We start from the raw sequence: 21,426 nt of genomic DNA, 5'->3' as shown, positions 1-21,426 counted from the left end.
CGCACTGCGCCCGCGCGTGACCGAACCGACGCTCGCCTTCGTTTTTCCCGGACAGGGTTCCCAGTCCGTGGGCATGCTCGCCGAACTGGCCGAACTGCATCCGCAGGTCCGCGAAGCCTTCGCCGAGGCTTCCGACGGCGCCGGCGTCGACCTGTGGGCGCTGTCGCAGGGCGGCCCGGAGGAAATGCTCAACCGCACCGAATACACCCAGCCGGCGCTGCTGGCCGCGGGCATCGCGGTGTGGCGCGCCTGGCAGGCGCAGGGCGGCGCGCAGCCGGCGCTGCTGGCCGGGCACAGCCTGGGCGAGTACACCGCGCTGGTCGCCGCCGGCACGCTGTCGCTGCGCGACGGCGCGCACCTGGTGCGCCTGCGCGGCCAGCTGATGCAGGACGCCGCGCCCGCCGGCACCGGCGCGATGGCCGCGGTGCTCGGCGCCGAGGACGCGCTGGTGCAGGAAGTCTGCGAACAGGCCTCCGGCAGCCAGGTCGTGGTCCCGGCCAACTACAACTCGCCCGGGCAGATCGTGATCGGCGGCGACGCGGCGGCGGTGGACCGCGCGCTGGCGCTGCTGGCCGAGCGCGGCGTGCGCAAGGCGGTGAAGCTGGCGGTGAGCGTGCCCTCGCACACGCCGCTGATGCGCGAGGCCGGCAACCGCCTGGCCGAGGCCATGGCCGGCCTGGAATGGCATCCGCCATCGCTGCCGGTCGTGCAGAACGTCGACGCACAGGAACACGACGGCCTCGACGCGATCCGCGGCGCGCTGGTGCGCCAGCTGTACCTGCCGGTGCAATGGACCGGCTGCGTGCAGGCGCTGGCCGCGCGTGGCGCGACCCGGGTGGCCGAGTGCGGCCCGGGCAAGGTCCTGGCCGGCCTGGTCAAGCGCATCGACAAGTCGCTCGACGCGCGCGCGATCGGCGCGGTCGGCGATTTCGAGTCCGCGCTGGCGGACTGGCGCTGATACGCTACGCGGCGCTGCGGGCCGTGCCCGCGCCGCTTTCTCCGCACACAAGAGGTCCACGATGAGCAACCTGCCCCTTACCGGCGAAGTGGCGCTGGTCACCGGCGCCAGCCGCGGCATCGGCGCGGCGATCGCCGACGAGCTGGCCGCGCGCGGCGCGACCGTGGTCGGCACCGCCACCAGCGACGGCGGCGGCGAGGCGATCGGCCAGCGCCTGGCCGGCAAGGGCGGCCACGGCCGCAAGCTGGACGTCACCGACGCGGCCGCGGTCGAGGCGCTGATCGACGGCATCGCCAAGGAATTCGGCCCGGTCTCGATCCTGGTCAACAACGCCGGCATCACCCGCGACAACCTGCTGATGCGGATGAAGGAAGAGGACTGGCAGGCGATCCTGGACACCAACCTGACCAGCGTCTACCGCACCTCCAAGGCGGTGATGCGCGGGATGATGAAGGCGCGCAAGGGCCGCATCGTCAACATCGCCTCGGTGATCGGCGCCACCGGCAATGCCGGCCAGGCCAACTACGCCGCGGCCAAGGCCGGAATCATCGCCTTCTCCAAGTCGCTGGCCAAGGAGATCGGCAGCCGCAACGTCACCGTCAATGTCGTGGCGCCGGGCTTCATCGACACCGACATGACCCGCGACCTGCCCGAGGACGCCAAGGGCGCGATGCTTGGCCAGATCGCGCTGGGCCGCCTCGGCGAGCCGGCCGACATCGCCCGTGCAGTGGCGTTCCTTGCCGGCCCGGACGCCGGCTACATCACCGGCGAAACCCTGCATGTCAACGGCGGCATGTACATGGCCTGAGCCCGGCACGAAGCCAGGAATGCAAGAAGAAGGATTTCAAAAGCCGCGTAAGCTTTTGATCCGGTTGCGGTTGCAGGCCAGTGCCCGCTGCCGCGGCTTTTGACTACACTATCCGCCCTGTGGACAGTGAACCCCGCGCCGCCGCCTGAGCGACGGAACGTATCGACAACCACTCCGCCTGGAGCAGCAAACCCATGAGCACCATCGAAGAACGCGTCAAGAAAATCGTCGTCGAACAGCTCGGCGTCAAGGAAGAGGAAGTGACCAACAGCGCATCGTTCGTCGACGATCTGGGCGCCGATTCGCTCGACACCGTCGAGCTGGTGATGGCGCTGGAAGAAGAGTTCGAGTGCGAGATCCCGGACGAGGAAGCCGAGAAGATCACCTCGGTCCAGCAGGCGATCGACTACATCAAGGCGCACGTCAAGAGCTGATGCGCGTCGCGACCGCGGGCCGGGTTCCGGCCCGCGGAGCCGCAACACAACCGGGGCCGCTGCGTGCGGCCCTGTGCGCGTCTGGCGCATCGCGCCGGCGCCACCGCAACACATCGATACCGAAGAACCCGTTCCGAAACACAGAAGGGAGCCGTCTATGAGCCATCGTCGCGTCGTCGTCACCGGCATGGGCGCGGTCACGCCGCTGGGCAACGACCTGGCCAGCAGCTGGGACGGCATCGTCAACGGCCGTTCCGGGATCGGCCCGGTCACCCATTTCGATGCTTCGGGCTTCACCACCCGCATCGCCGGCGAGATCCGCGATTTCGACCCCACCGCCTTCGTGTCGCCCAAGGACGCGAAGAAGATGGAGCCGTTCATCCACTACGGCCTGGCGGCCTCGTTCATGGCCCTGGACGATTCCGGGCTGGAGATCACCGAGGCCAACGCCGAGCGGATCGGCGCGATCATCGGCTCGGGCATCGGCGGCATCCTCGGCATCGAGGAGCAGACCGCCAAGTACATCGAGGGCGGCCCGCGCAAGATCTCGCCGTTCTACGTGCCCAGCACCATCATCAACATGCTGCCGGGCCAGCTGAGCATCATCCGCGGCCTGAAGGGGCCGAATTTCTCCGCGGTGTCGGCCTGCGCCACCTCCAACCACTCCATCGGCACGGCCATGCGCATGATCCAGCACGGCGACGCCGACGTGATGGTCGCCGGCGGCGCCGAGCGCGGCTCCTCGCCGACCTCGATGGGCGGCTTCTGCTCGATGAAGGCGATGTCGACCCGCAACGACGAGCCCGAGCGCGCCTCGCGCCCGTGGGACGCCGAGCGCGACGGCTTCGTGCTCGGCGACGGCGCCGGCATCCTGGTGCTGGAGGAGTACGAGCACGCCAAGGCGCGCGGCGCGCGGATCTACGCCGAGCTGGTCGGCTTCGGCGCGAGCGCCGATGCCAACCACATGACCGCGCCCAGCGAGGACGGCGACGGCGCGGCGCGCTGCATGCTGGCCGCGCTGCGCGACGCCAAGATCGATCCGGCGCAGGTCGGCTACCTCAACGCGCACGGCACTTCCACGCCGCTGGGCGACCTGGCCGAGACCCTGGCCATGAAGCGCGCCTTCGGCGACCACGCCTACAGGATGATGGTCAGCTCGACCAAGTCGATGACCGGCCACCTGCTCGGCGCGGCCGGCGGCGTGGAGGCGATCTTCTCGGTGCTGGCGATCCACGACGGCATCGTCCCGCCGACCATCAACCTGGAGAACCCGGGCGAGGGCTGCGACCTGGACTACGTGCCCAACGTGGCGCGCCAGGCCAGGGTCGACGTGGCCGTATCCAACGGCTTCGGCTTCGGCGGCACCAACGGCACCCTGGTGTTCAGGCGGGTCTGAGCGGCATGGCCTGACCGCGGCGGCCGCCCGCCGCGCGGCCAGGACGGCCGGGGCCGGCTTCCCCCGCATCGCGGCGTCCTGGGCCGCGTGCGGGCGGCACCGGCCCCGCGCCGTTTCCGCATCGTCCGACCTCCGACAGGCACGCATGCTCCGTTTCCATCCGCTCCCCGCTGATACCGACCTGCTGGCGCTGCACCGGCTGGCGCCGTCGCGCTACCCGCTGCTGCTGGAATCGGTGGCCTCGGGCACGGCACAGGGGCGCTGGGACCTGCTGCTGGCCGCGGACGGGAGCGGCCTGCGCCTGGATGCCGACGGCACCACCCGCGACCTGGCCGGCGACGTCCAGGCGGGCGGCTTCCTCGATGCGCTGGATGCGCAGTGGCGGCGCCAGCGCAGCGCGGCCGAGGAACCGCGCTGGCCGTTCCACGGCGGCTGGGCGCTGCTGCTGGACTACGAACTGGCCGCGCAGGTGGAACCGGTGCTGGAGCTGCCGATGCGCGAGGCGGGCGGCCGCCCGCGGGCGCTGGCCCTGCGCTGTCCCGCGGCGGTGCTGCGCGATCGCGCCAGTGGCGAGTGCATCGCGGTGGCCGAAGCGGCCCATGCGGCGTTGCTGCAGTCGGTCGCCGCCGACGTCGAGGCCGCGCGCGGCCTGCCGCCGTTGCCGCAGTGGCGGCCGCCTGGCGAGATCGTCGAGGACCCGCCGCAGCGCTTCCTCGACGGTGTCGGGCGCATCCTCGACTACCTGCGTGCCGGCGACGTGTTCCAGGTGAACCTGTCGCGCGGCTGGCGCGCGCGCTTCGACGCACCGCTGGACCCGGCCGCGCTGTACGCGCGCCTGCGCCAGGCCAACCCGGCGCCGTTCGCCGGGCTGTTCGCCGGCGACGGCTGGGCGGTGGCCAGTTCCTCGCCGGAACGGCTGGTCTCGGTGCGCGGGCGCGTGGTCGAGACCCGGCCGATCGCCGGCACCCGTCCGCGCTTCGAAGGCGACGACGACGCGGCGCGGATCCGCGAACTGGTCGGCCATCCGAAGGAGCGCGCCGAGCACGTGATGCTGATCGACCTGGAGCGCAACGACCTCGGCCGGGTGTGCGTGCCGGGCAGCGTGCAGGTCGACGAGCTGATGACGGTGGAAAGCTACGCCCACGTCCACCACATCGTCAGCAACGTGCGCGGCATCCTGCGCGAGGACGCCACGCCGGGGCAGGTGATCGCCGCGGTATACCCCGGCGGCACCATCACCGGCTGCCCGAAGGTGCGCTGCATGCAGATCATCGCCGAGCTGGAGGCCACCCCGCGCGGCGCCTACACCGGCGCGATCGGCTGGCTCGGCCGCGACGGCGACCTCGACCTCAACATCCTGATCCGCAGCGCGGAAGTGCAGGGCGACGAAGCGATCTTCCGCACCGGCGCGGGCATCGTCGCCGACTCGGTGCCGGAGCGCGAGCTGGACGAGACCCGGGCCAAGGCGCGTGGCCTGCTGCGCGCGCTGGAGCCGGCAGCATGAACATGGCATGCCAGTACGCCAATGACCAAGGGCTCCGTCATCCCCGCGCAGGCGGGAGGCGCATCACGACAGCGCGCAGCGCTGGTCATCCAGCGACTTACGCTTTTCGCCGCTGAAAGACACCGGGTTCCCGCCTCCGCGGGAACGACGGTCGGTTTTCCGCGGCATGGCGAGTCGGGGCCGGTGCGCCGGAACCCCGCACAAGCGCGGCAAGGACACCCGCCCGGCGCGGTATGCTGGCGGCATCGCATTCGAAGAGGTGGCTGTGGCTGCAGGACGTAGGAGCGCGCTGCGCTGGGTGTTGGGAGTGCTGTGCCTGCTGCTGCTCACCGCGGCCGCGCTGGGCGGCTGGGGCTGGATGCATTACCAGCGTTTCGCCGACGCGCCGGCCGCCAGTGGCGGCACCGCCGAAAGCGTGCGGATCGAACGTGGCGACGGCTTCACCCGGGCCCTCGGACGCTTGCGCGAAGCCGGCATCGACGCCGGCCACGACCTGGAATGGCGGCTGCTGGCGCGGCAGATGGACGCCGCCGGCCGGCTTAAGGTCGGCGAGTACGCGCTGGACCCCGGCCTGACCCCGCGCGAGCTGCTGCAGCGCATGCGCGACGGCCGCGTCATCCACTACCGGGTGACCCTGGTAGAGGGCTGGAACTTCCGCCAGCTGCGCGCGGCGCTGGCCGCGGCCGATCCGCTGGCGCACGAGACTTCCGACCTGGATGACGCAGCAGTGATGGACGCGCTCGGCCATCCCGGCCGGCACCCGGAAGGCCGCTTCCTGCCCGAGACCTACCTGTACCAGCGCGGGGACAGCGACCTGGACATCCTGCGCCGCGCCCACGCGGCGATGGAGCAGGCGCTGGCCCAGGCCTGGGAATCGCGCGCGGCCGACGTGCCGCTGAAGTCGCCCGACGAGGCGCTGATCCTGGCCTCGATCGTGGAGAAGGAGACCGGGCAGGCCCACGAGCGCCCGCAGATCGCCGGCGTGTTCGCCCGGCGGCTGCAGAAAGGCATGCTGCTGCAGACCGACCCGACCGTGATCTACGGCATGGGCAGCGCCTACGACGGCAACATCCGCAAGCGCGACCTGACCACCGACACCCCGTACAACACCTACACCCGCGCCGGCCTGCCGCCCACCCCGATCGCCATGCCCGGCCGCGCCGCGCTGCAGGCCGCGGTGAACCCGGCGCCGGGCGATGCGCTGTATTTCGTCTCGCGCAACGATGGCAGCCACGTCTTCTCGGCGACCTATGCCGAGCACCGCGCGGCGGTGGACTGCTACCAGCGGCGCCGTTGTCCACCTTCGGCGGGCAACGATGGGCGTGCGGCCCCGCCTTCGGCGGTCAACGACAATGGCGCGAACCCGCCGGCCAGGACGGAACGGCGATGAGCGCCGCGATCCTGACCCACCCGCGCTTCATCAGCCTGGAAGGCGGCGAGGGCGCCGGCAAGAGCACCGCCATCGCCTCGCTGCGCGACGCGCTGCAGCGGCGCGGGCACGAGGTGGTACTGACCCGCGAGCCCGGCGGCACGCCGCTGGCCGAGCGCATCCGGGAACTGATGCTCGGCCACCGCGACGCACTGCGTGGCGACGGCGAGGACGAGCCGCTGGCGGCCGAGGCCGAACTGCTGCTGGTGTTCGCCGCGCGCGCCCAGCACGTGCGCCAGGTGATCCGCCCGGCGTTGCAGCGCGGCGCGTTCGTGGTCAGCGACCGCTTCACCGACTCCAGCTACGCCTACCAGGGCGACGGCCGCGGCCTGGACCCGGCCTGGATCGCCGAGCTGGAGCGGCGCGCGGTCGGCTTGCGCCCGGGCCTGACCCTGCTGCTGGACCTGGACGTGCGCGAGGGCCGTGCCCGCACCAGCGGCCGCGACCTGTGGCCGGACCGGATCGAGAGCGAACAGGACGATTTCTTCGAGCGCGTGCGCGCCGGCTTCCGCCGCCGTGCCGCCGCCGAACCGGAACGCTTCCGCGTGATCGACGCCTCGCGCCCGCCGCGCGAGGTCGGCGAGGCGGTCGCCGCCACCGTCCACGCCTGGCTGGATTCGCAGTCGTGAGCGCGGCGTTCTCGCCCTGGCAGCAGCGCATCCACGACCAGGCGATGGCCTCGCTGGGCGCCGGCCGGCTGGGCCATGCGCTGCTGCTGTGCGGACCTGCCGGGCTGGGCAAGCGCGCGGTGGCCGACCGGCTCGCCGCCTACGTGCTGTCCGGCGGCGAGCCGGCCGCCGAGGCGCGCAACCGGCCGCTGATCGCCGCCGGCACGCACCCGGACCTGCACGTGGTCTCGTTCGTGGCCAACCGCGAGGGAACCCGCCTGCGCACCGAGATCGTGATCGAGCAGATCCGCGAACTCGGCCGGCAGCTGTCGTTGACTCCGCAGTACGGCGTGGCCCAGGTGGCGATCATCGACCCGGCCGACGCGCTCAACACCGCCGCCTGCAACGCGCTGCTCAAGACCCTCGAGGAACCGGCGCCGGGCCGCTACCTGTGGCTGGTCAGCGCGCGGCCCGCGCGGCTGCCGGCGACCATCCGCAGCCGCTGCCAGCAGCTGGAGTTCCGCTTGCCGCCGCGCGGCGAGGCGCTGGCCTGGCTGCGGCAGCAGGGCCACGAGGACGCCGTGGCCGCCGACGCGCTGGACGCCGCCCGTGGCCATCCCGGCCTGGCCGACGAATGGCTGCGCGGCGCCGGCCTGGCGCTGCGGCGCGAGGTCGCCGCCGACCTGGGCGCGGTGCAGGCCGGCCGCGCCGATCCGCTGGAGGCTGCGCTGCGCTGGAGCGGCGACGAGCAGGCCGGCGAGCGCCTGCGCCATGCCGCCGAGCATGTCCTCGACCAGGTGCGCGACCAGGCCGGTGACGCCGGCTTGACCGATCCGGATCGATTGCACAAGCTGGCGGCCTGGTTCGACGCCGCCAACCGTGCCCGCGAATTGCTGCGCAGCACGGTGCGCGCGGATCTGGTGATGGCCGATCTGCTGCTGGCCTGGCGCGACGCGATGCGTCCGCAGGCGGGCAAAGGGGACAACCGATGAGTGCTGCAAGCGGGCGCCAGGGCATCCTGTCGCTGGCGGTCAAGGACAAGGCCGCGCTTTACAACGCCTACATGCCGTACATCCGGCATGGCGGCATCTTCGTGCCCACGCCCAAGCGCTACTTCCTCGGCGACGAAGTGTTCCTGCTGCTGACCCTGCCCGATTCCAGCGACCGCCTGCCGATCGCCGGCAAGGTGGTGTGGGTGACCCCCGCCGGCGCCCAGGGCAACCGCACCGCCGGCATCGGCGTGCAGTTCCCCGAGGGCGTCGAGGGCGAGGCGGTCAAGAACCGGATCGAGACCCTGCTGGCCGGCACCCTCAACGCGGACAAGCCGACCCAGACCATGTGAGCGGCGACGGCCGCGACCGCCGGCCGGGGAGGATGCGATGCGGCGTGCGCTGATCGTGGGATCGGGGCTGCTGGCCGGCGTGCTGGCGACGGTCGCGTTCGAGGCGGTGCCGGCGGATACCGCCGTGCCCTCGCAGGTGCGCCTGGAGAGCCCGAAGCTGCGGATGGAAGTCTCGCCGCGCCTGGGCGGTCGCGTGCTGCATTTCTCGCTGCCGGACTCCCCGAACCTGCTGCGGATCGGTGCGGCGGTGGAGGCGCAGCCGGAGCCGAAGGTGCAGGCCGCCGGCGGGAACATTCCCTACCTCGGCCACGAGGTGTGGGTGGGACCGCAGGCCGACTGGTGGCGCGACCAGGCCGTCAATCCCGCGCGGCGCAAGGCGGGCGCGCAATGGCCGCCGGATCCGTGGCTGGCGCATGCGCCGGCGCGGGTGGTCGCGCACGGAGACGACCGGCTGGTGCTGGAGGGGGCGGCCAGCCCGGTCAGCGGCGTCCGTCTGACCCAGACCTTCTCGATCGCGGCGGACCGGCCGCACACCGCCGAGCTGGCGGTGGAGATGCGCAACATCCGCAAGGCGCCGGTGTCGCGCGACATCTGGTTCAACACCCGCGTGCATCCGGAGACGCGCGTCTACGTGCCGGTCGCCGCCGACGGCAGCCGCGTGCGCGTGCGCTCGGACACCGGCGACGGTTTCGACGGCCTGGTCAGCAGCAGCGCCGACGGGCTGTTCTCGCTGGAACTGCTGCCGCCTTCGGACGGACTGAGGGGGCGCCGCGGCAAGGTCTTCATCCAGCCGCGCGCCGGCTGGATCGCCGGCTTCAATGCCGGCCAGGCCTTCCTGATCCATTTCGAGCGGCAGCCGCTCGAGCGCATCCACCCGGACCAGGGCCAGGTCGAGCTGTACCTGGACTGGCGTCCCGGGCAGGACGATACCGGCGTGCTGGAACTGGAAGTGCACGCGCCCTACGTGACCCTGGCGCCGGGCGATTCGACCACCGCGCACGAGTGGTGGGTGGTACGCCGCTACGACGGGCCGGACCGGCGGGATGCGCAGGTCGCATTCCTGCAGCGGATGCTGGCCGAGGCGGGCGTCGAGTAGAGCTTGGTAGACGGCTCCTTCTCTAAAGAGAGGACCAGCATGCTTTTCCTTCTCCCTCCGGGAGAAGGTGCCCGAAGGGCGGATGAGGGTAGGGGGCGCGACGGACATCTGGACCATCGCAGGCTTCCCGACCCTCACCCCCCAACCCCTCTCCCGGAGGGAGAGGGGCTTTCGAGCCCTGGCTCGTTATCCAGGTACGCCGTCTTCGCGCGGACAAGCGTTCCCGGAGGGAGAAGGGAAAACCCCCGTTACTCCGGCGGCTGCCGCAGCACGGAGGCGTCCCAGCCCGGCCGCGGCACGAAGCGGTCGCCGTAGCGCGCCTGCAGCGCCTTGAGCCGCTCCAGCAGCGCATCGGCGCCGGTGGCGCGGATGTGCTGGATCGGGCCACCGCGGAACGGAGCGAAGCCGGTGCCGAAGATCACCCCGGCGTCGAGCAGGTCGGCATCGGCGACCACGCCGTCGTGCAGGCAGGCCACCGCCTCGTTGAGCAGCGGCAGGATCAGCCGGTCTTCCAGGTCCGACGGCGCCTGGTAGCCGGCCGGCGCTTCCGGCTTGACCGGCTTGCTGCCCTTGTCGGTCCGTTCCCACTTGTACAGGCCCTGGCCATCCTTCTTGCCGCGCTTGCCTGGCTCGACCGACGCCAGCGCCGCCGGCACCTGCAGGCCGAGGAACGGCGACAGCTCCGCGCCCACGCCCTGGGCCACGTCCAGGCCGACGGTGTCGATCAACTCGATCGGTCCCATCGGCATGCCGAACTTCACCGCGGCCTTGTCGATCACCACGCCGGGCACGCCCTCGGCATGCACCGTGGCGGCCTCGAGCATGTACGGGAACAGCACGCGGTTGACCAGGAAGCCCGGGGTGCCGGCCACCGGCACCGGGAACTTGTCCAGCGCCTTGCAGAACGCGGCCAGGCGCCGGACCACCGCCGGGTCGAGGCGGTCGTGCTGGACGATCTCCACCAGCGGCATCTGCGCCACCGGGTTGAAGTAGTGCAGGCCGGCGAAACGCGGCGCGCGCGCGATGTGCTCGCGCAGTTCGTCCAGCGGGATCGACGAGGTATTGGTGGTGAGCAGCGCATCGTCCTTCAGCCGCGGCTCGAGCAGGTGGTACAGGTCGCGCTTGGCCTCGGGATTCTCGATGATCGCCTCGATCACCAGGTCGGCCTCGCCTACACCCTGACCCGCCAGGTCGCCCTTCAGCCGCGCGGCCACCGCCGGGCGCTTGGCCTCGTCCTTCACCTTCCTGGCGAACAGTTCCTGCGCGCGGGCGAGGGCGCCGTCGATGAAGCGCTGCTCGCGGTCCTGCAGGGTGACCTCGAAGCCCTTGTAGGCCGACCAGGCAGCGATGTCGCCGCCCATCACCCCGGCGCCGACCACGTGCACGTGGCGGATGCCATGGTCCTTGCCGCCCAGTCCCTTGAGCCGTTCGGTCAGGAAGAAGATCCGGATCAGGTTGCGCGCGGTCGGGGTGCCGGCCAGCTTGACCACCGCCTTGCGCTCGGCGTCGAGCCGGGCCTGGATGCCGCTGCCACCGCTGCGCTCCCATGCGCCGATCAGCGCGTAGGGCGCGGGGTAGTGGTCCTTCTTCGCCTTGCGCGCGACCTGCTTGGCCATCTGCGGGGCGAGGACCTTGCGCGCCGGCCAGGTGTTGGTCGCCCAGCCCAGGAAGCGCTGCTTGAACGGCCGCTGCGTCCCCTTGAGCGTCAGCGCGGCAGCCGCATCCTCGAGCAGGGCCGGCTCGACCACCTTGTCGACCAGACCCGTCCCGCGCGCGGCCGAGGCCGACAGCGTGCGTCCGGTCAACATCATGTCCATCGCCGCCGGCGCGCCGACCAGGCGCGGCAGCCGCGCGCTGCCGCCCCAGCCGGGGAAGATGCCCAGCTTGACCTCGGGGAGACCGATCCGGGTGGAGGCATCGTTCGACGCCACGCGGTAGTCGCAGGCCAGCGCCAGCTCGGTGCCGCCGCCCATGCAGAAGCCGTGGATCGCGGCCGCGGTCGGGCAGGGCAGCTCGGCCACCTTCTGGAACACGACCTGGCCGCGGCGGATCGCGTCGTTGACCGTGCCCTTGCGGTCGAAGTCCTGGAATTCCTTCAGGTCGGCGCCGGCGATGAAGCCGGAGGCCTTGGCCGAGCGGAACACCACGCCCTTGGGCGGGTCGATCGCCAGCCGCTCGACGATGTCGCCCAGCTCGATCAGCACGTCCTGCGAGAGGGCGTTGACCGGCGCACCCTGCCGGTCCAGCGCCAGCACCACGACGCCGTCGTCGCGCTGCGTCGCTTGCCAGTGGCTGAATCGCAGTCCATCGAAGCCTGGGAGCATGGCCTGACCATCCGGTTGTGTATGGAAGGGGCCGCTATCATCCCGAGGTTGTTTCCGCGGCGTCAAATCCCAATCAAGGACCGGAGCCGTCGCGGATGGCGGCTTGCCCGACCATACTGGGCACGCGGTTAAGGTCCTGCATGTCGCCCCGGACAGGCGATGGCGCGGGGCGGCGAGCGCGGTGCCCGCGGCGCGCGGCCCATCCGGACAGCGGCTTCCGCCAGGCCGCTGAACTTTTTCCGGCAACGGCGGTCACAGGGCCCGGATCGCTGGGCCGACAGGAGTGTGGCCCGGCATGGCCGAAGGAACGTCCAAGGATCCGACCCAGGAGCTGGACCTCGAGCTGGTCCGTCGCGTGCAGCGCGGCGACAGTGCGGCATTCGACCTGCTGGTGCGCAAGTACCAGCACCGGATCACCGGGCTGATCGGGCGCTACGTCGCGGACTGGAGCGAATGCCAGGACGTGGCCCAGGAAACCTTCATGCGCGCCTACCGCGCGCTGGGGAATTTCCGTGGCGACGCCCAGTTCTATACCTGGCTGCACCGGATCGCCGTGAACACTGCCAAGAACCACCTGGTCGCCCACAACCGCCGTCCGCCCACGGACGACATCGACGCCAGCGACGCCGAGCAGTACGACGTCGGCACCCGCCTGCGCGACACCGACACGCCCGAGCGCGAGGCCATGCGCGAGGAGCTGGAGCGCACGGTGATGAAGGCGGTGGACGCGCTGCCGGAGGAACTGCGGACCGCCATCACCCTGCGCGAGGTGGACGGCCTGAGCTACGAGGAGATCGCGCAGAAGATGGATTGCCCGATCGGCACGGTGCGCTCGCGCATCTTCCGCGCGCGCGAAGCCATCGACGTCGAACTTCGGCCCCTGCTTGATGTCCAAAGCGCCACACGCGAACGAAACCGTCCATGAGCCACGATCCCCGCGATACCGACGACAAGTTCGAGAACCACTACCGGCAGCAGCTGTCGGCGCTGGTCGACGGCGAGCTGGCGCCCGACGAGGCGCGGTTCCTGCTGCGCCGCCTGCAGCACGACGACGAACTGTCCGGCCGCTTCGAACGCTGGCAGCTGTGCGGCGACGTGCTGCGCGGCCAGGTCAGCCGCGTCGTCGCCGCCGATTTCAGCGCGCGCGTCGCGGCCGCGATCGCCGCGCCGGCGCCGGCCGGCGAAGCCCTGCCGCCGATGGCCGCCGCCGGCGGACGCCGGCTGGCCCTGACCCGCTGGGGCGGGGGCGCCGCGTTGGCCGCCTCGGTCGCTGCAGTGGCGATGCTGGTCGGACGCCAGGCCGCGCCCGATCCGGCGGGCATGCCCGCACCGGCGGTGGCCGTGCAGACGCTGCCCTCGACCGACGCGGTGCTGGTGGCGAGTGCGCCGGCACCGGCCGCTGCTCCCGCCGCCGCGGTGCCGGCCAGCCCGTCGCAGGCCACGCGTGCCGCCGCGCCGCCGCGCGTACAGCGCGAGTCGCTCGGCGACGTGGCGGTGGCGTCCGCATCCACCGGTACCGGTCGCGCCCCGGCCCAGGCCGCTGCCGCCGCTGCCGCACCGGTGTTCGTCGCCCTGGCCGATACCCAGGTGGCTGCCGCCGCCATGCCGGCGCTGTCGCCGGCCGACCCGTTCGCCTCCTCGGCGCCGCTGCAGGCACGGCCGTGGCCGCGCGCCGTGCTCCCGCAGCCGTCGGGCAGCGGCTACACCGCCAACCTCGGCGGGCAGGGCCAGGCCCGCGCCTTCTATCCGTTCGAACCGAGCCTGCCGGCGCAGCCGCCCGCGTCCGATGGCAGCGATCGCGCCGCGCCCAATGGCAGCGACCGCGGCGAGCTGCCGGCGCCACCGGACGATGACGGGCAGCGTTGACCTGTCCGTCGCGCCGGCCAGGCCGCTCCCGCATCCCTCCGTTCCCTGCTTCCAGCTAACCCCGTCCGTGTTGCCACGGCCCGGCCCGCCGTGGCCGAACAACCCAAGTCCAAAGGCATGACCCTGATGAACTCCCGTGTCCGTCCCAGTCTCCTCGCCGCCCTGGTCCTGACCGCGCCGCTGATGGCTTGCGCCCGCGCGCCGGAGGCCGACGCTCCCGCCGCCCAGGCCGCTCCCGCCGCCGTGGCCGCGCCGGCCGCGCCGCTGGTCACCGGCCTGCCCGACTTCACCCGCCTGGTCGAGCAGGTCGGCCCGGCCGTGGTCAACATCGAGGCGCGCATCCCGGCGCGCTTGGCCGGCCGCAGCATGCCCGGCAACGACCAGGTGCCGGAGATCTTCCGCCGCTTCTTCGGACCGGGTTTCCCGGGGCAGCCCGGCCAACCCGGCCAGCCGGGACCCGACGCGCCGTCGGGCCGTTCGGTCGGCTCGGGCTTCCTCATCTCCAACGACGGCTACATCCTGACCAACCACCACGTGGTCGATGGCGCCGACAGCATCACGGTCCGCCTGTCCGACCGCCGCGAGTTGACCGCCAAGCTGGTCGGCAGCGACGAGACCTACGACGTGGCCTTGCTGAAGGTCGACGGCAAGGGCCTGCCGGCCCTGCGCCAGGGGCAGTCGTCCGCGATCAAGCCGGGCCAGTGGGTGGTGGCGATCGGTTCGCCGCTGGGCCTGGACCAGTCGGTCACCGCCGGCATCGTCAGCGCGGTCGGCCGCACCGGCGGCCCCGGCCAGCAGTACGTGCCCTTCATCCAGACCGACGTGGCGATCAACCGCGGAAATTCCGGCGGTCCGCTGCTCAACACCTCCGGCGAGGTGGTCGGGATCAACTCGCAGATCCTGAGCAATTCCGGCGGCTACATGGGCGTGAGCTTCGCCATCCCGATGGACCTGGCGATGGGCGCGGTCGAGCAGATCAAGAAGACCGGCAAGGTCAGCCGCGGCATGCTGGGCGTGCAGATCCAGGGGATCGACGCGACCCGGGCCCGGGGCCTGGGCCTGCCCAACAACAACGGCGCGCTGGTCAACAGCGTCGAGCCGGACAGTGCCGCGGCCAAGGGCGGCATCGAGATCGGCGACGTGATCGTGTCGGTCAACGGCCAGCCGGTCGCCACCAGCGCCGACCTGCCGCCGATGGTCGGCATGCTGCCGCCGGGCAGCAAGGCCAAGGTCGGCGTGATCCGCGACGGCAAGCCGCGCGATCTGACCGTGACCCTGGGCGAGCTGCCCAGCGATGCGCAGCGCGTGGCCAGCGCGCCGGATGCCGGTGACGGCGGTCCGGCGGCGGTCTCGAACGTGTCGCAGCTGGGCCTGCGCGTGGCCGACCTGGACGTGCAGTCGCGGCGCCAACTGGGCCTGGAGGCGGGCCAGGGCGTGCGCATCACCAGCGTGGATGGCGTCGATGCGCGCGAGGCCGGCCTGCAGCCGGGCATGGCGATCCTGCGCGTGGGCCGCACCCCGGTGGGCAGCGTCGCCGAGCTCGAGCGGCAGCTGCGCGGCAGCCGTGCCGGCGATGCGGTAATGCTGCTGGTGCGCGATCCGGCCGGCAGGACCAGTTTCGTAGCCCTGACCGTCGGCTCCTGAGCGGGCCATGACGCCGCGCGGCGCCCCGGGCGGGCGCCGCGCCGGCAGGCCGGGCGGCCCGGCGGGACCGGGCGCCGGGCGGGGAACCGCGCCGGCGTGCGATAATCCGCCGTTGTCCGACGACGGCCGAGACCGCCGCCCCCATGTCTTCCGATTCCATGCGGTTCATCCGCAACTTCTCCATCATCGCGCACGTCGACCACGGCAAGTCGACCCTCGCCGACCGCATCATCCAGCTGTGCGGCGGGCTGGAAGCGCGCGAGATGGAAGCGCAGGTGCTCGACTCCAATCCGATCGAGCGCGAGCGCGGCATCACCATCAAGGCCCAGTCCGTCTCGCTGCCGTACACGGCGAAGGACGGCAACACCTACCAGCTGAACTTCATCGACACCCCCGGCCACGTCGACTTCTCCTACGAGGTCAGCCGCTCGCTGGCCGCCTGCGAGGGCGCGCTGCTGGTGGTCGACGCCGCCCAGGGCGTGGAGGCGCAGTCGGTGGCCAACTGCTACACCGCGGTGGAGCAGGGCCTGGAAGTGGTGCCGGTGCTGAACAAGATCGACCTGCCCACCGCCGACATCGAGCGGGCCAAGGCCGAGATCGAGGCGGTGATCGGCATCGACGCCGAGAACGCGATCGCGGTCAGCGCCAAGACCGGCCTGAACGTGGGCGACGTGCTCGAGGCCATCGTCCACCGCATCCCGGCGCCGGTGCCGCGCGACACCGACAAGCTGCAGGCGCTGATCATCGATTCCTGGTTCGACAACTACCTGGGCGTGGTCTCGCTGGTGCGGGTCATGCAGGGCGAGATCAGGCCGGGCAGCAAGATCCTGGTGATGTCCACCGGCCGCACCCACCTGGTCGACAAGGTCGGCGTGTTCACCCCCAAGCGCAAGGAGCTGCCGAAGCTCGGCGCCGGCGAGGTGGGCTGGATCAACGCCTCGATCAAGGACGTGCACGGCGCGCCGGTCGGCGACACCCTGACCCTGGCCGGCGACCCGGCCCCGAAGCCGCTGCCGGGCTTCCAGGAAATGCAGCCGCGCGTGTTCGCCGGCCTGTTCCCGGTCAACGCCGAGGACTACCCGGACCTGCGCGAGGCGCTGGAGAAGCTGCGCCTGAACGACGCTGCGCTGCGCTTCGAGCCGGAAAGCTCCGAGGCGATGGGCTTCGGCTTCCGCTGCGGCTTCCTCGGCATGCTGCACATGGAGATCGTGCAGGAGCGGCTGGAGCGCGAGTACGACCTGGACCTGATCAGCACCGCACCGACGGTGGTCTACGAGGTGCTGCGGACCGACGGCACGGTGATGCCGCTGGACAACCCGGCCAAGCTGCCGCAGAGCAACCTGGTCGACGAGGTCCGCGAACCGATCATCCGCGCCAACATCCTCACCCCCGAGGCGTACATCGGCGCGATCATCAAGCTGTGCGAGGACAAGCGCGGCGTGCAGGTCGGCATCCAGTACCTGGCCAGCCAGGTGCAGATCAGCTACGAGCTGCCGATGGCCGAGGTGGTGCTGGACTTCTTCGACAAGCTCAAGTCGGTCAGCCGCGGCTATGCCTCGCTGGACTACCACTTCCTGCGCTTCGAGCCCGGTCCGTTCGTGCGCGTGGACACGCTGATCAACGGCGACCGGGTCGATGCGCTGTCGCTGATCGTCCACCGCAGCCATGCCGACCGCCGCGGCCGCGAACTGTGCGAGAAGATGAAGGACCTGATCCCGCGCCAGCAGTTCGACGTGGCCATCCAGGCCGCGATCGGCTCGCAGATCATCTCCCGCTCCACGGTCAAGGCGCTGCGCAAGAACGTGCTGGCCAAGTGCTACGGCGGCGACATCTCCCGCAAGAAGAAGCTCCTCGAGAAGCAGAAAGAGGGCAAGAAGCGGATGAAGCAGGTCGGCCGCGTCGAGATCCCGCAGGAGGCCTTCCTGGCGGTGCTGCAGGTGGATAGCAAGTGATGATGAAGCGGGGGACGGGGAACAGGGAGCGGGGAATGTCCGTATCCGGCGTGCCGGTGAGGAACGGTTCCCGTCCCATTCCCCGTTCCCTGTTCCCCGTTCCCGCTACTTAGGATCCCGCATGAAATGGTTTGAACTCGGCCTGGTCGTGCTGACCTTCGCCACCGGCCTGATCTGGCTGGTCGACCGCCTGTTCTTCGCCAGGCGCCGCGCCGCCGAGGGCGGGCTGCTGGACGAGGAGCCGGTGATCGTCGATTACTCGCGCGCCTTCTTCCCGGTGCTGGCGGTGGTGCTGGTGCTGCGCAGCTTCGTCGCCGAGCCGTACAAGATCCCGTCCAGTTCGATGATGCCGAACCTGCTGATCGGCGACTTCATCCTGGTCAACAAGTTCTCCTACGGCCTGCGGCTGCCGGTGAACAACCACAAGTTCCTGGCCCTCGGCGAGCCCGATCGCGGCGACGTGGTCGTGTTCAAGCCGCCGCACGCACCGGACCAGAACTGGATCAAGCGGGTGGTCGGCCTGCCGGGCGACCGCATCGGCTTCCACGGCGATACCCTGTACATCAACGGCGAGGCGGTCCAGTACGAGAAGCTGGGCGAGTTCGTCGGCACCGGCCGCGGCGCGGAGATGACCGGCGCCTCCCTGCTGCTGGAAAAGCTGCCCGGGCGCGAGCACCAGGTGCTGGAATGGCTGGACCGGGCCAACCCGGCCGGGCAGGGCGAGTGGACGGTCCCGGCCGGCCACTATTTCGTAATGGGCGACAATCGTGATAATAGCGAGGACAGCCGGTTCTGGACCCAGACCCATTTCCTGCCCGAGGAGCACCTGCGGGGCAGGGCGTTCCTGATCTGGCTGAACTGCGAGGGCTGGTTCTGCAAGGGGAGTTTCGATCCTTCGCGGATCGGGACGAAGATCAAGTAACGCGCTGCCGGGATGGCATACAACCGGCGTGCGTCCGAGGCATCCGAGTCAAGGGGAATGGCAATGAAGCGCAAGCAAAGCGGTCTGAGCCTGTTGGGGTTCCTGGTGGTGCTGGCCGTGGTCGGCTTCGCCGCCTACATCGGCATGAAGCTGTTCCCGATGTACCAGGAGTACTACTCGGTGCAGTCGGCGATGAAGGGCCTGGCCAACGAGCCGGGCGTGGCGGACATGGACCCGGCCAAGGTCCAGGACCTGTTCTTCCGCCGCCTGTACATCAACTACTCCGAGAACGTGAAGCCGCAGAACGTCAAGTTCGAGCGCATCGAGAGCGGCTGGCGGATGCGGGTCAACTACGAGGTACGCCGTCCGCTGGTCGGCAACCTGGACGTGGTCGGCCGTTTCGACAAGACCCAGGACCTGACCCGGCGCGGTGGTGGCGGCTGAGCGCACCGTCGTCCGCGACCGGATCGGCCACGACTTCGCCGATCCGTCGCTGCTGGCGCAGGCGCTGACCCACCGCAGCGCCGGCACCCCGCACAACGAACGGCTGGAATTCCTCGGCGACGGCGTGGTCAACCTGCTCGCCGCCGAGGCGCTGTACCGGCGCTGGCCCGGTGCCGACGAGGGGGTGCTGACCCGGGCCCGGGCCGAACTGGTGCGCGAGGCCTCGCTGGCCACGATCGCCCGTCGGCTGGAACTGGGCGAGCGGCTGACCCTGGGGCCGGGCGAGCTGAAGTCCGGCGGTTTCCGTCGTGATTCGATCCTGGCCGACGCGCTGGAGGCGGTGGTCGCGGCGGTCTACCTGGACGCCGGCTACGAGGCCTGCCGGCACGTGGTGCTGCCGTGGTTCGAGGAGGCCCTGGCCGCGCTGCCCGTCGGGCGGCCGGAGAAGGACGCCAAGACCCGGCTGCAGGAGTGGCTGCAGGCGCGGCAGCGCCCCTTGCCGGCCTATGAACTGGTTTCCGAGAGCGGCGAGGACCACGCCAAGGTCTTCCTCTCCCGGTGTACCCTGAGCGAACCCCCGGTCAGCGCCGAGGGGCAGGGCACCTCGCGCCGGCTGGCCGAACAGGCGGCGGCGGCGGCGGTGCTGGAACGGCTGGAGCCTTCGCCCCGGCAGCCATGAGCGTTTCTCTCCAGCTTTGAGTCAAAGTGAATTCCGAACAGAATCCAGATTCCCACCGCTGCGGCAGCGTCGCGGTGATCGGCCGGCCCAACGTCGGCAAGTCCACCCTGGTCAACGCCCTGGTCGGGGCCAAGGTCAGCATCGTCTCCAACCGGCCGCAGACCACCCGGCACCGGCTGCTGGGCATCGCCACCGTCGAGGGCGGCCAGCTGCTGCTGGTCGACACCCCCGGCCTGCACCGCGGCCAGGGCCGGTTCAAGGCCTCGGCGATGAGCCGGGTGATGAACCGCACCGCGCGCAGCGCGGTGGAGGACGTGGACGCGGCGCTGATGGTGGTCGAGGCCGGGCGCTGGGACGAGGAGGACACACTGGTCTTCAACGTGCTGCGTGCCGGCGGCATCCCGGTGGTGCTGGCGGTCAACAAGGTCGACCGGCTCAAGGACAAGAGCGCGTTGCTGCCGTTCCTGGCCCAGGTCAGCGAGGGCCGCGACTTCGCCGCGATCCACCTGGTGTCCGCGCTCAAGCGCAAGGGCCTGGAGCAGCTGCTGCGCGACCTGCTGAAGCTGGTCCCCGAGGCGCCGCCGGTGTACGAGGAGGACGAGATCACCGACCGCAGCCAGCGCTTCCTCGCCGGCGAGCTGGTCCGCGAGCAGCTGATGCGCCAGCTCGGCGACGAGCTGCCGTACGCGACCACGGTGGAGATCGAGCGCTTCGCCGAGGACGGCGAGCTGCTGCGGATCGGCGCGGTGGTCTGGGTCGAGCGCGAGGGCCAGAAGCCGATCGTGATCGGCAAGGGCGGCGTGCGGCTGCGCGAGATCGGCAGCAAGGCGCGGCAGCAGATGGAACGCCTGTTCGGCCGCAAGGTGTTCCTGGAAACGTGGGTGCGCGTGCGCGAGGGCTGGTCGGACGACGAGGCGGCGCTGAAGGCGTTCGGGTACGAATGAGGGTCGGGGAACAAGGAATGGGGGAATGAAAAAGCGGGAATGACAGGGCGCTGCTGCCCGGGCCTCGCGATTTCCTTCATTCCCCATTCCCTGTTCCCCGCCCTTACTCCATGCGTATCGAAGGCGACACCGGCTTCGTCCTGCACGCGCGGTCCTGGCGCGAGACCAGCCTGCTGGTCGAGGTGCTGAGCGCCGGACACGGTCGCATTGGCCTGGTCGCGCGCGGGGTGCACTCGCCGAAGCGGCAGGTGCTGCGCGCGGCGCTGCAACCGCTGCAGCACATCCGCTTCGACGCGGTCCTGGTCGGCGAACTGGCGCAGCTGCGCGCGGCCGAGGCGCTGGACGCAGCCCCGCCGCTGGCCGGCGACGCGCTGCTGGCCGCCTTCTACCTCAACGAACTGGTGCTGCGGCTGGCCCCGCGCCAGGATCCGCTGCCCGAGCTCGGCGCCGCCTATGCGCGCACCCGCGAGCGGTTGCGTGGCGGCGAGCCGCTGGCCTGGACCCTGCGCCGGTTCGAACGCGACCTGCTCGAGGCGCTGGGCGTGGGTTTCGAGCTGCATTGCGACGGCGACGGCGAGCCGCTGGATCCGGCTGCGCGCTACCGACTGGATCCGGAACACGGCCCGCGCCGCCTGCTCAGCGACCGCGGCCAGGCCGAGCGCAGCGCCGCGGCCACCGGCCGCGCGCTGCTGGCGCTGGCCGTCGACACGCGTCCCGACGCCGCCGACCTGGCCAGCCTGCGCCTGCCGCTGCGCGCGGTGCTGGCCCACCACCTTGGCCCGCGCGGGCTCAAGTCGTGGGAGATGGCCGCGCTGGGTCGTTTCGCCCCATCGCGCTGACCCATGCCGCGTGTAGGAGCCGGGTTCAGCCGGCGACACGGGCGTCGGGAGAATGAGGGAGTCGCCTGTGCCGAGGTGGCGTGTCGCCGGCTGAACCCGGCTCCTACAGGAAGCGGCGATCGCCAGGTTGTGCCGGGTCTGGTTGCAACCGTTGCCACTGCGTCATCAGCCTGCGCCGGACATGCGGCCTGCCGTGCAGGCCGGTCGCGTCCGCCTGTCTTCGACCACCTGCGGCAC

20 protein-coding genes are annotated in these 21,426 nt (G+C 71.3%); 19 read left to right on the top strand and 1 reads right to left on the bottom strand.

Features of this window, described 5'->3' with window-relative positions; genetic code table 11:
• Positions 1-16: 16 nt before the first annotated feature.
• The 10 genes from fabD to WQ53_RS01935 all read left to right on the top strand — a co-directional run bounded on the left by fabD (position 17) and on the right by WQ53_RS01935 (position 9,575).
• Positions 17-958, top strand: coding sequence for an ACP S-malonyltransferase (fabD, locus tag WQ53_RS01980; RefSeq protein ID WP_052629935.1), 942 nt, complete (start codon positions 17-19; stop codon positions 956-958).
• A gap of 61 nt (positions 959-1,019) precedes the next feature.
• The gene (fabG, locus tag WQ53_RS01975) at positions 1,020-1,766 is read left to right on the top strand and encodes a 3-oxoacyl-ACP reductase FabG (protein WP_052629933.1); all 747 of its coding nucleotides are present in this window, start codon (positions 1,020-1,022) and stop codon (positions 1,764-1,766) included.
• A gap of 194 nt (positions 1,767-1,960) precedes the next feature.
• Positions 1,961-2,200 carry an acyl carrier protein gene (gene acpP, locus WQ53_RS01970; protein ID WP_013535667.1) on the top strand — a complete coding sequence of 80 codons (240 nt, stop codon included), beginning with the start codon at positions 1,961-1,963 and terminating at the stop codon, positions 2,198-2,200.
• 157 nt (positions 2,201-2,357) lie between these two features.
• Positions 2,358-3,596 (top strand): beta-ketoacyl-ACP synthase II, encoded by a 1,239-nt coding sequence (fabF, locus tag WQ53_RS01965; RefSeq protein WP_082112800.1) that lies wholly within the window; start codon positions 2,358-2,360, stop codon positions 3,594-3,596.
• 145 nt (positions 3,597-3,741) lie between these two features.
• Positions 3,742-5,100, top strand: a complete 1,359-nt coding sequence (locus WQ53_RS01960) for an aminodeoxychorismate synthase component I (RefSeq protein WP_052629929.1) — start codon at positions 3,742-3,744, stop codon at positions 5,098-5,100.
• A 259-nt stretch (positions 5,101-5,359) separates the two neighbouring features.
• Entirely contained in the window at positions 5,360-6,490 is a 1,131-nt protein-coding gene (mltG, locus tag WQ53_RS01955; RefSeq protein WP_173427196.1) for an endolytic transglycosylase MltG, read from the top strand.
• Positions 6,487-7,158 carry a dTMP kinase gene (gene tmk, locus WQ53_RS01950; protein WP_052629927.1) on the top strand — a complete coding sequence of 224 codons (672 nt, stop codon included), beginning with the start codon at positions 6,487-6,489 and terminating at the stop codon, positions 7,156-7,158. Before mltG ends, tmk begins: the two co-directional genes overlap by 4 nt.
• Positions 7,155-8,129, top strand: coding sequence for a DNA polymerase III subunit delta' (locus WQ53_RS01945; RefSeq protein ID WP_052629925.1), 975 nt, complete (start codon positions 7,155-7,157; stop codon positions 8,127-8,129). The genes tmk and WQ53_RS01945 overlap by 4 nt, the downstream gene beginning before the upstream one ends.
• Positions 8,126-8,479, top strand: a complete 354-nt coding sequence (locus WQ53_RS01940) for a PilZ domain-containing protein (RefSeq protein WP_052629923.1) — start codon at positions 8,126-8,128, stop codon at positions 8,477-8,479. The genes WQ53_RS01945 and WQ53_RS01940 overlap by 4 nt, the downstream gene beginning before the upstream one ends.
• 37 nt (positions 8,480-8,516) lie before the next feature.
• Complete coding sequence (locus WQ53_RS01935) at positions 8,517-9,575, top strand: DUF4380 domain-containing protein (protein ID WP_052629921.1); 1,059 nt, start codon at positions 8,517-8,519, stop codon at positions 9,573-9,575.
• Between the two features lie 248 nt (positions 9,576-9,823).
• Here the strand turns inward: WQ53_RS01935 and WQ53_RS01930 are convergent, their stop codons facing one another.
• Positions 9,824-11,899 carry a 3-hydroxyacyl-CoA dehydrogenase NAD-binding domain-containing protein gene (locus tag WQ53_RS01930; RefSeq protein ID WP_052629919.1) on the bottom strand — a complete coding sequence of 692 codons (2,076 nt, stop codon included), beginning with the start codon at positions 11,897-11,899 and terminating at the stop codon, positions 9,824-9,826.
• 295 nt (positions 11,900-12,194) lie between these two features.
• Between WQ53_RS01930 and rpoE the strand changes: the two genes are divergently transcribed.
• From rpoE to recO, 9 genes are all read left to right on the top strand, one after another.
• Positions 12,195-12,824 carry an RNA polymerase sigma factor RpoE gene (rpoE, locus tag WQ53_RS01925; RefSeq protein WP_052629917.1) on the top strand — a complete coding sequence of 210 codons (630 nt, stop codon included), beginning with the start codon at positions 12,195-12,197 and terminating at the stop codon, positions 12,822-12,824.
• Positions 12,821-13,765, top strand: a complete 945-nt coding sequence (locus WQ53_RS01920) for a sigma-E factor negative regulatory protein (RefSeq protein WP_052629915.1) — start codon at positions 12,821-12,823, stop codon at positions 13,763-13,765. Before rpoE ends, WQ53_RS01920 begins: the two co-directional genes overlap by 4 nt.
• Positions 13,766-13,891: 126 nt before the next feature.
• Positions 13,892-15,409: a Do family serine endopeptidase gene (locus tag WQ53_RS01915; protein ID WP_052633853.1), complete on the top strand. Its 1,518-nt coding sequence runs from the start codon at positions 13,892-13,894 to the stop codon at positions 15,407-15,409.
• Positions 15,410-15,567: 158 nt separating this feature from the next.
• Entirely contained in the window at positions 15,568-17,361 is a 1,794-nt protein-coding gene (gene lepA, locus WQ53_RS01910; RefSeq protein WP_052633851.1) for a translation elongation factor 4, read from the top strand.
• 121 nt (positions 17,362-17,482) lie between these two features.
• A complete protein-coding gene (lepB, locus tag WQ53_RS01905; protein WP_052629913.1) occupies positions 17,483-18,283 on the top strand; it encodes a signal peptidase I in 801 nt (266 codons plus the stop codon).
• Positions 18,284-18,346: 63 nt separating this feature from the next.
• Positions 18,347-18,727, top strand: coding sequence for a DUF4845 domain-containing protein (locus WQ53_RS01900; RefSeq protein ID WP_052629911.1), 381 nt, complete (start codon positions 18,347-18,349; stop codon positions 18,725-18,727).
• Complete coding sequence (gene rnc / locus WQ53_RS01895; RefSeq protein ID WP_052633849.1) at positions 18,717-19,406, top strand: ribonuclease III; 690 nt, start codon at positions 18,717-18,719, stop codon at positions 19,404-19,406. The genes WQ53_RS01900 and rnc overlap by 11 nt, the downstream gene beginning before the upstream one ends.
• Before the next feature lie 26 nt (positions 19,407-19,432).
• Positions 19,433-20,350 carry a GTPase Era gene (gene era / locus WQ53_RS01890; protein ID WP_052629909.1) on the top strand — a complete coding sequence of 306 codons (918 nt, stop codon included), beginning with the start codon at positions 19,433-19,435 and terminating at the stop codon, positions 20,348-20,350.
• Positions 20,351-20,460: 110 nt separating this feature from the next.
• Positions 20,461-21,189: a DNA repair protein RecO gene (gene recO / locus WQ53_RS01885; protein WP_052629906.1), complete on the top strand. Its 729-nt coding sequence runs from the start codon at positions 20,461-20,463 to the stop codon at positions 21,187-21,189.
• The last annotated feature ends 237 nt before the right edge of the window (positions 21,190-21,426 follow it).

It is taken from the genome of Pseudoxanthomonas suwonensis (assembly GCF_000972865.1).
Classification (GTDB): Bacteria; Pseudomonadota; Gammaproteobacteria; order Xanthomonadales; family Xanthomonadaceae; genus Pseudoxanthomonas; species Pseudoxanthomonas suwonensis_B.
Note: the sequence above shows the minus strand (reverse complement) of the source record. Positions and strands in the feature narration are given on the sequence as shown.

Coding starts and splice junctions, on each gene's coding strand:
- WQ53_RS01915 (WP_052633853.1), top strand. CDS start 13,892: ATGAACTCCCGTGTCCGTCCCAGTCTCCTCGCCGCCCTGGTCCTGACC.
- lepA (WP_052633851.1), top strand. CDS start 15,568: ATGCGGTTCATCCGCAACTTCTCCATCATCGCGCACGTCGACCACGGC.
- WQ53_RS01940 (WP_052629923.1), top strand. CDS start 8,126: ATGAGTGCTGCAAGCGGGCGCCAGGGCATCCTGTCGCTGGCGGTCAAG.
- WQ53_RS01920 (WP_052629915.1), top strand. CDS start 12,821: ATGAGCCACGATCCCCGCGATACCGACGACAAGTTCGAGAACCACTAC.
- tmk (WP_052629927.1), top strand. CDS start 6,487: ATGAGCGCCGCGATCCTGACCCACCCGCGCTTCATCAGCCTGGAAGGC.
- WQ53_RS01930 (WP_052629919.1), bottom strand. CDS start 11,899: ATGCTCCCAGGCTTCGATGGACTGCGATTCAGCCACTGGCAAGCGACG.
- WQ53_RS01935 (WP_052629921.1), top strand. CDS start 8,517: ATGCGGCGTGCGCTGATCGTGGGATCGGGGCTGCTGGCCGGCGTGCTG.
- acpP (WP_013535667.1), top strand. CDS start 1,961: ATGAGCACCATCGAAGAACGCGTCAAGAAAATCGTCGTCGAACAGCTC.
- lepB (WP_052629913.1), top strand. CDS start 17,483: ATGAAATGGTTTGAACTCGGCCTGGTCGTGCTGACCTTCGCCACCGGC.
- WQ53_RS01900 (WP_052629911.1), top strand. CDS start 18,347: ATGAAGCGCAAGCAAAGCGGTCTGAGCCTGTTGGGGTTCCTGGTGGTG.
- fabF (WP_082112800.1), top strand. CDS start 2,358: ATGAGCCATCGTCGCGTCGTCGTCACCGGCATGGGCGCGGTCACGCCG.
- WQ53_RS01960 (WP_052629929.1), top strand. CDS start 3,742: ATGCTCCGTTTCCATCCGCTCCCCGCTGATACCGACCTGCTGGCGCTG.
- fabG (WP_052629933.1), top strand. CDS start 1,020: ATGAGCAACCTGCCCCTTACCGGCGAAGTGGCGCTGGTCACCGGCGCC.
- recO (WP_052629906.1), top strand. CDS start 20,461: ATGCGTATCGAAGGCGACACCGGCTTCGTCCTGCACGCGCGGTCCTGG.
- rpoE (WP_052629917.1), top strand. CDS start 12,195: ATGGCCGAAGGAACGTCCAAGGATCCGACCCAGGAGCTGGACCTCGAG.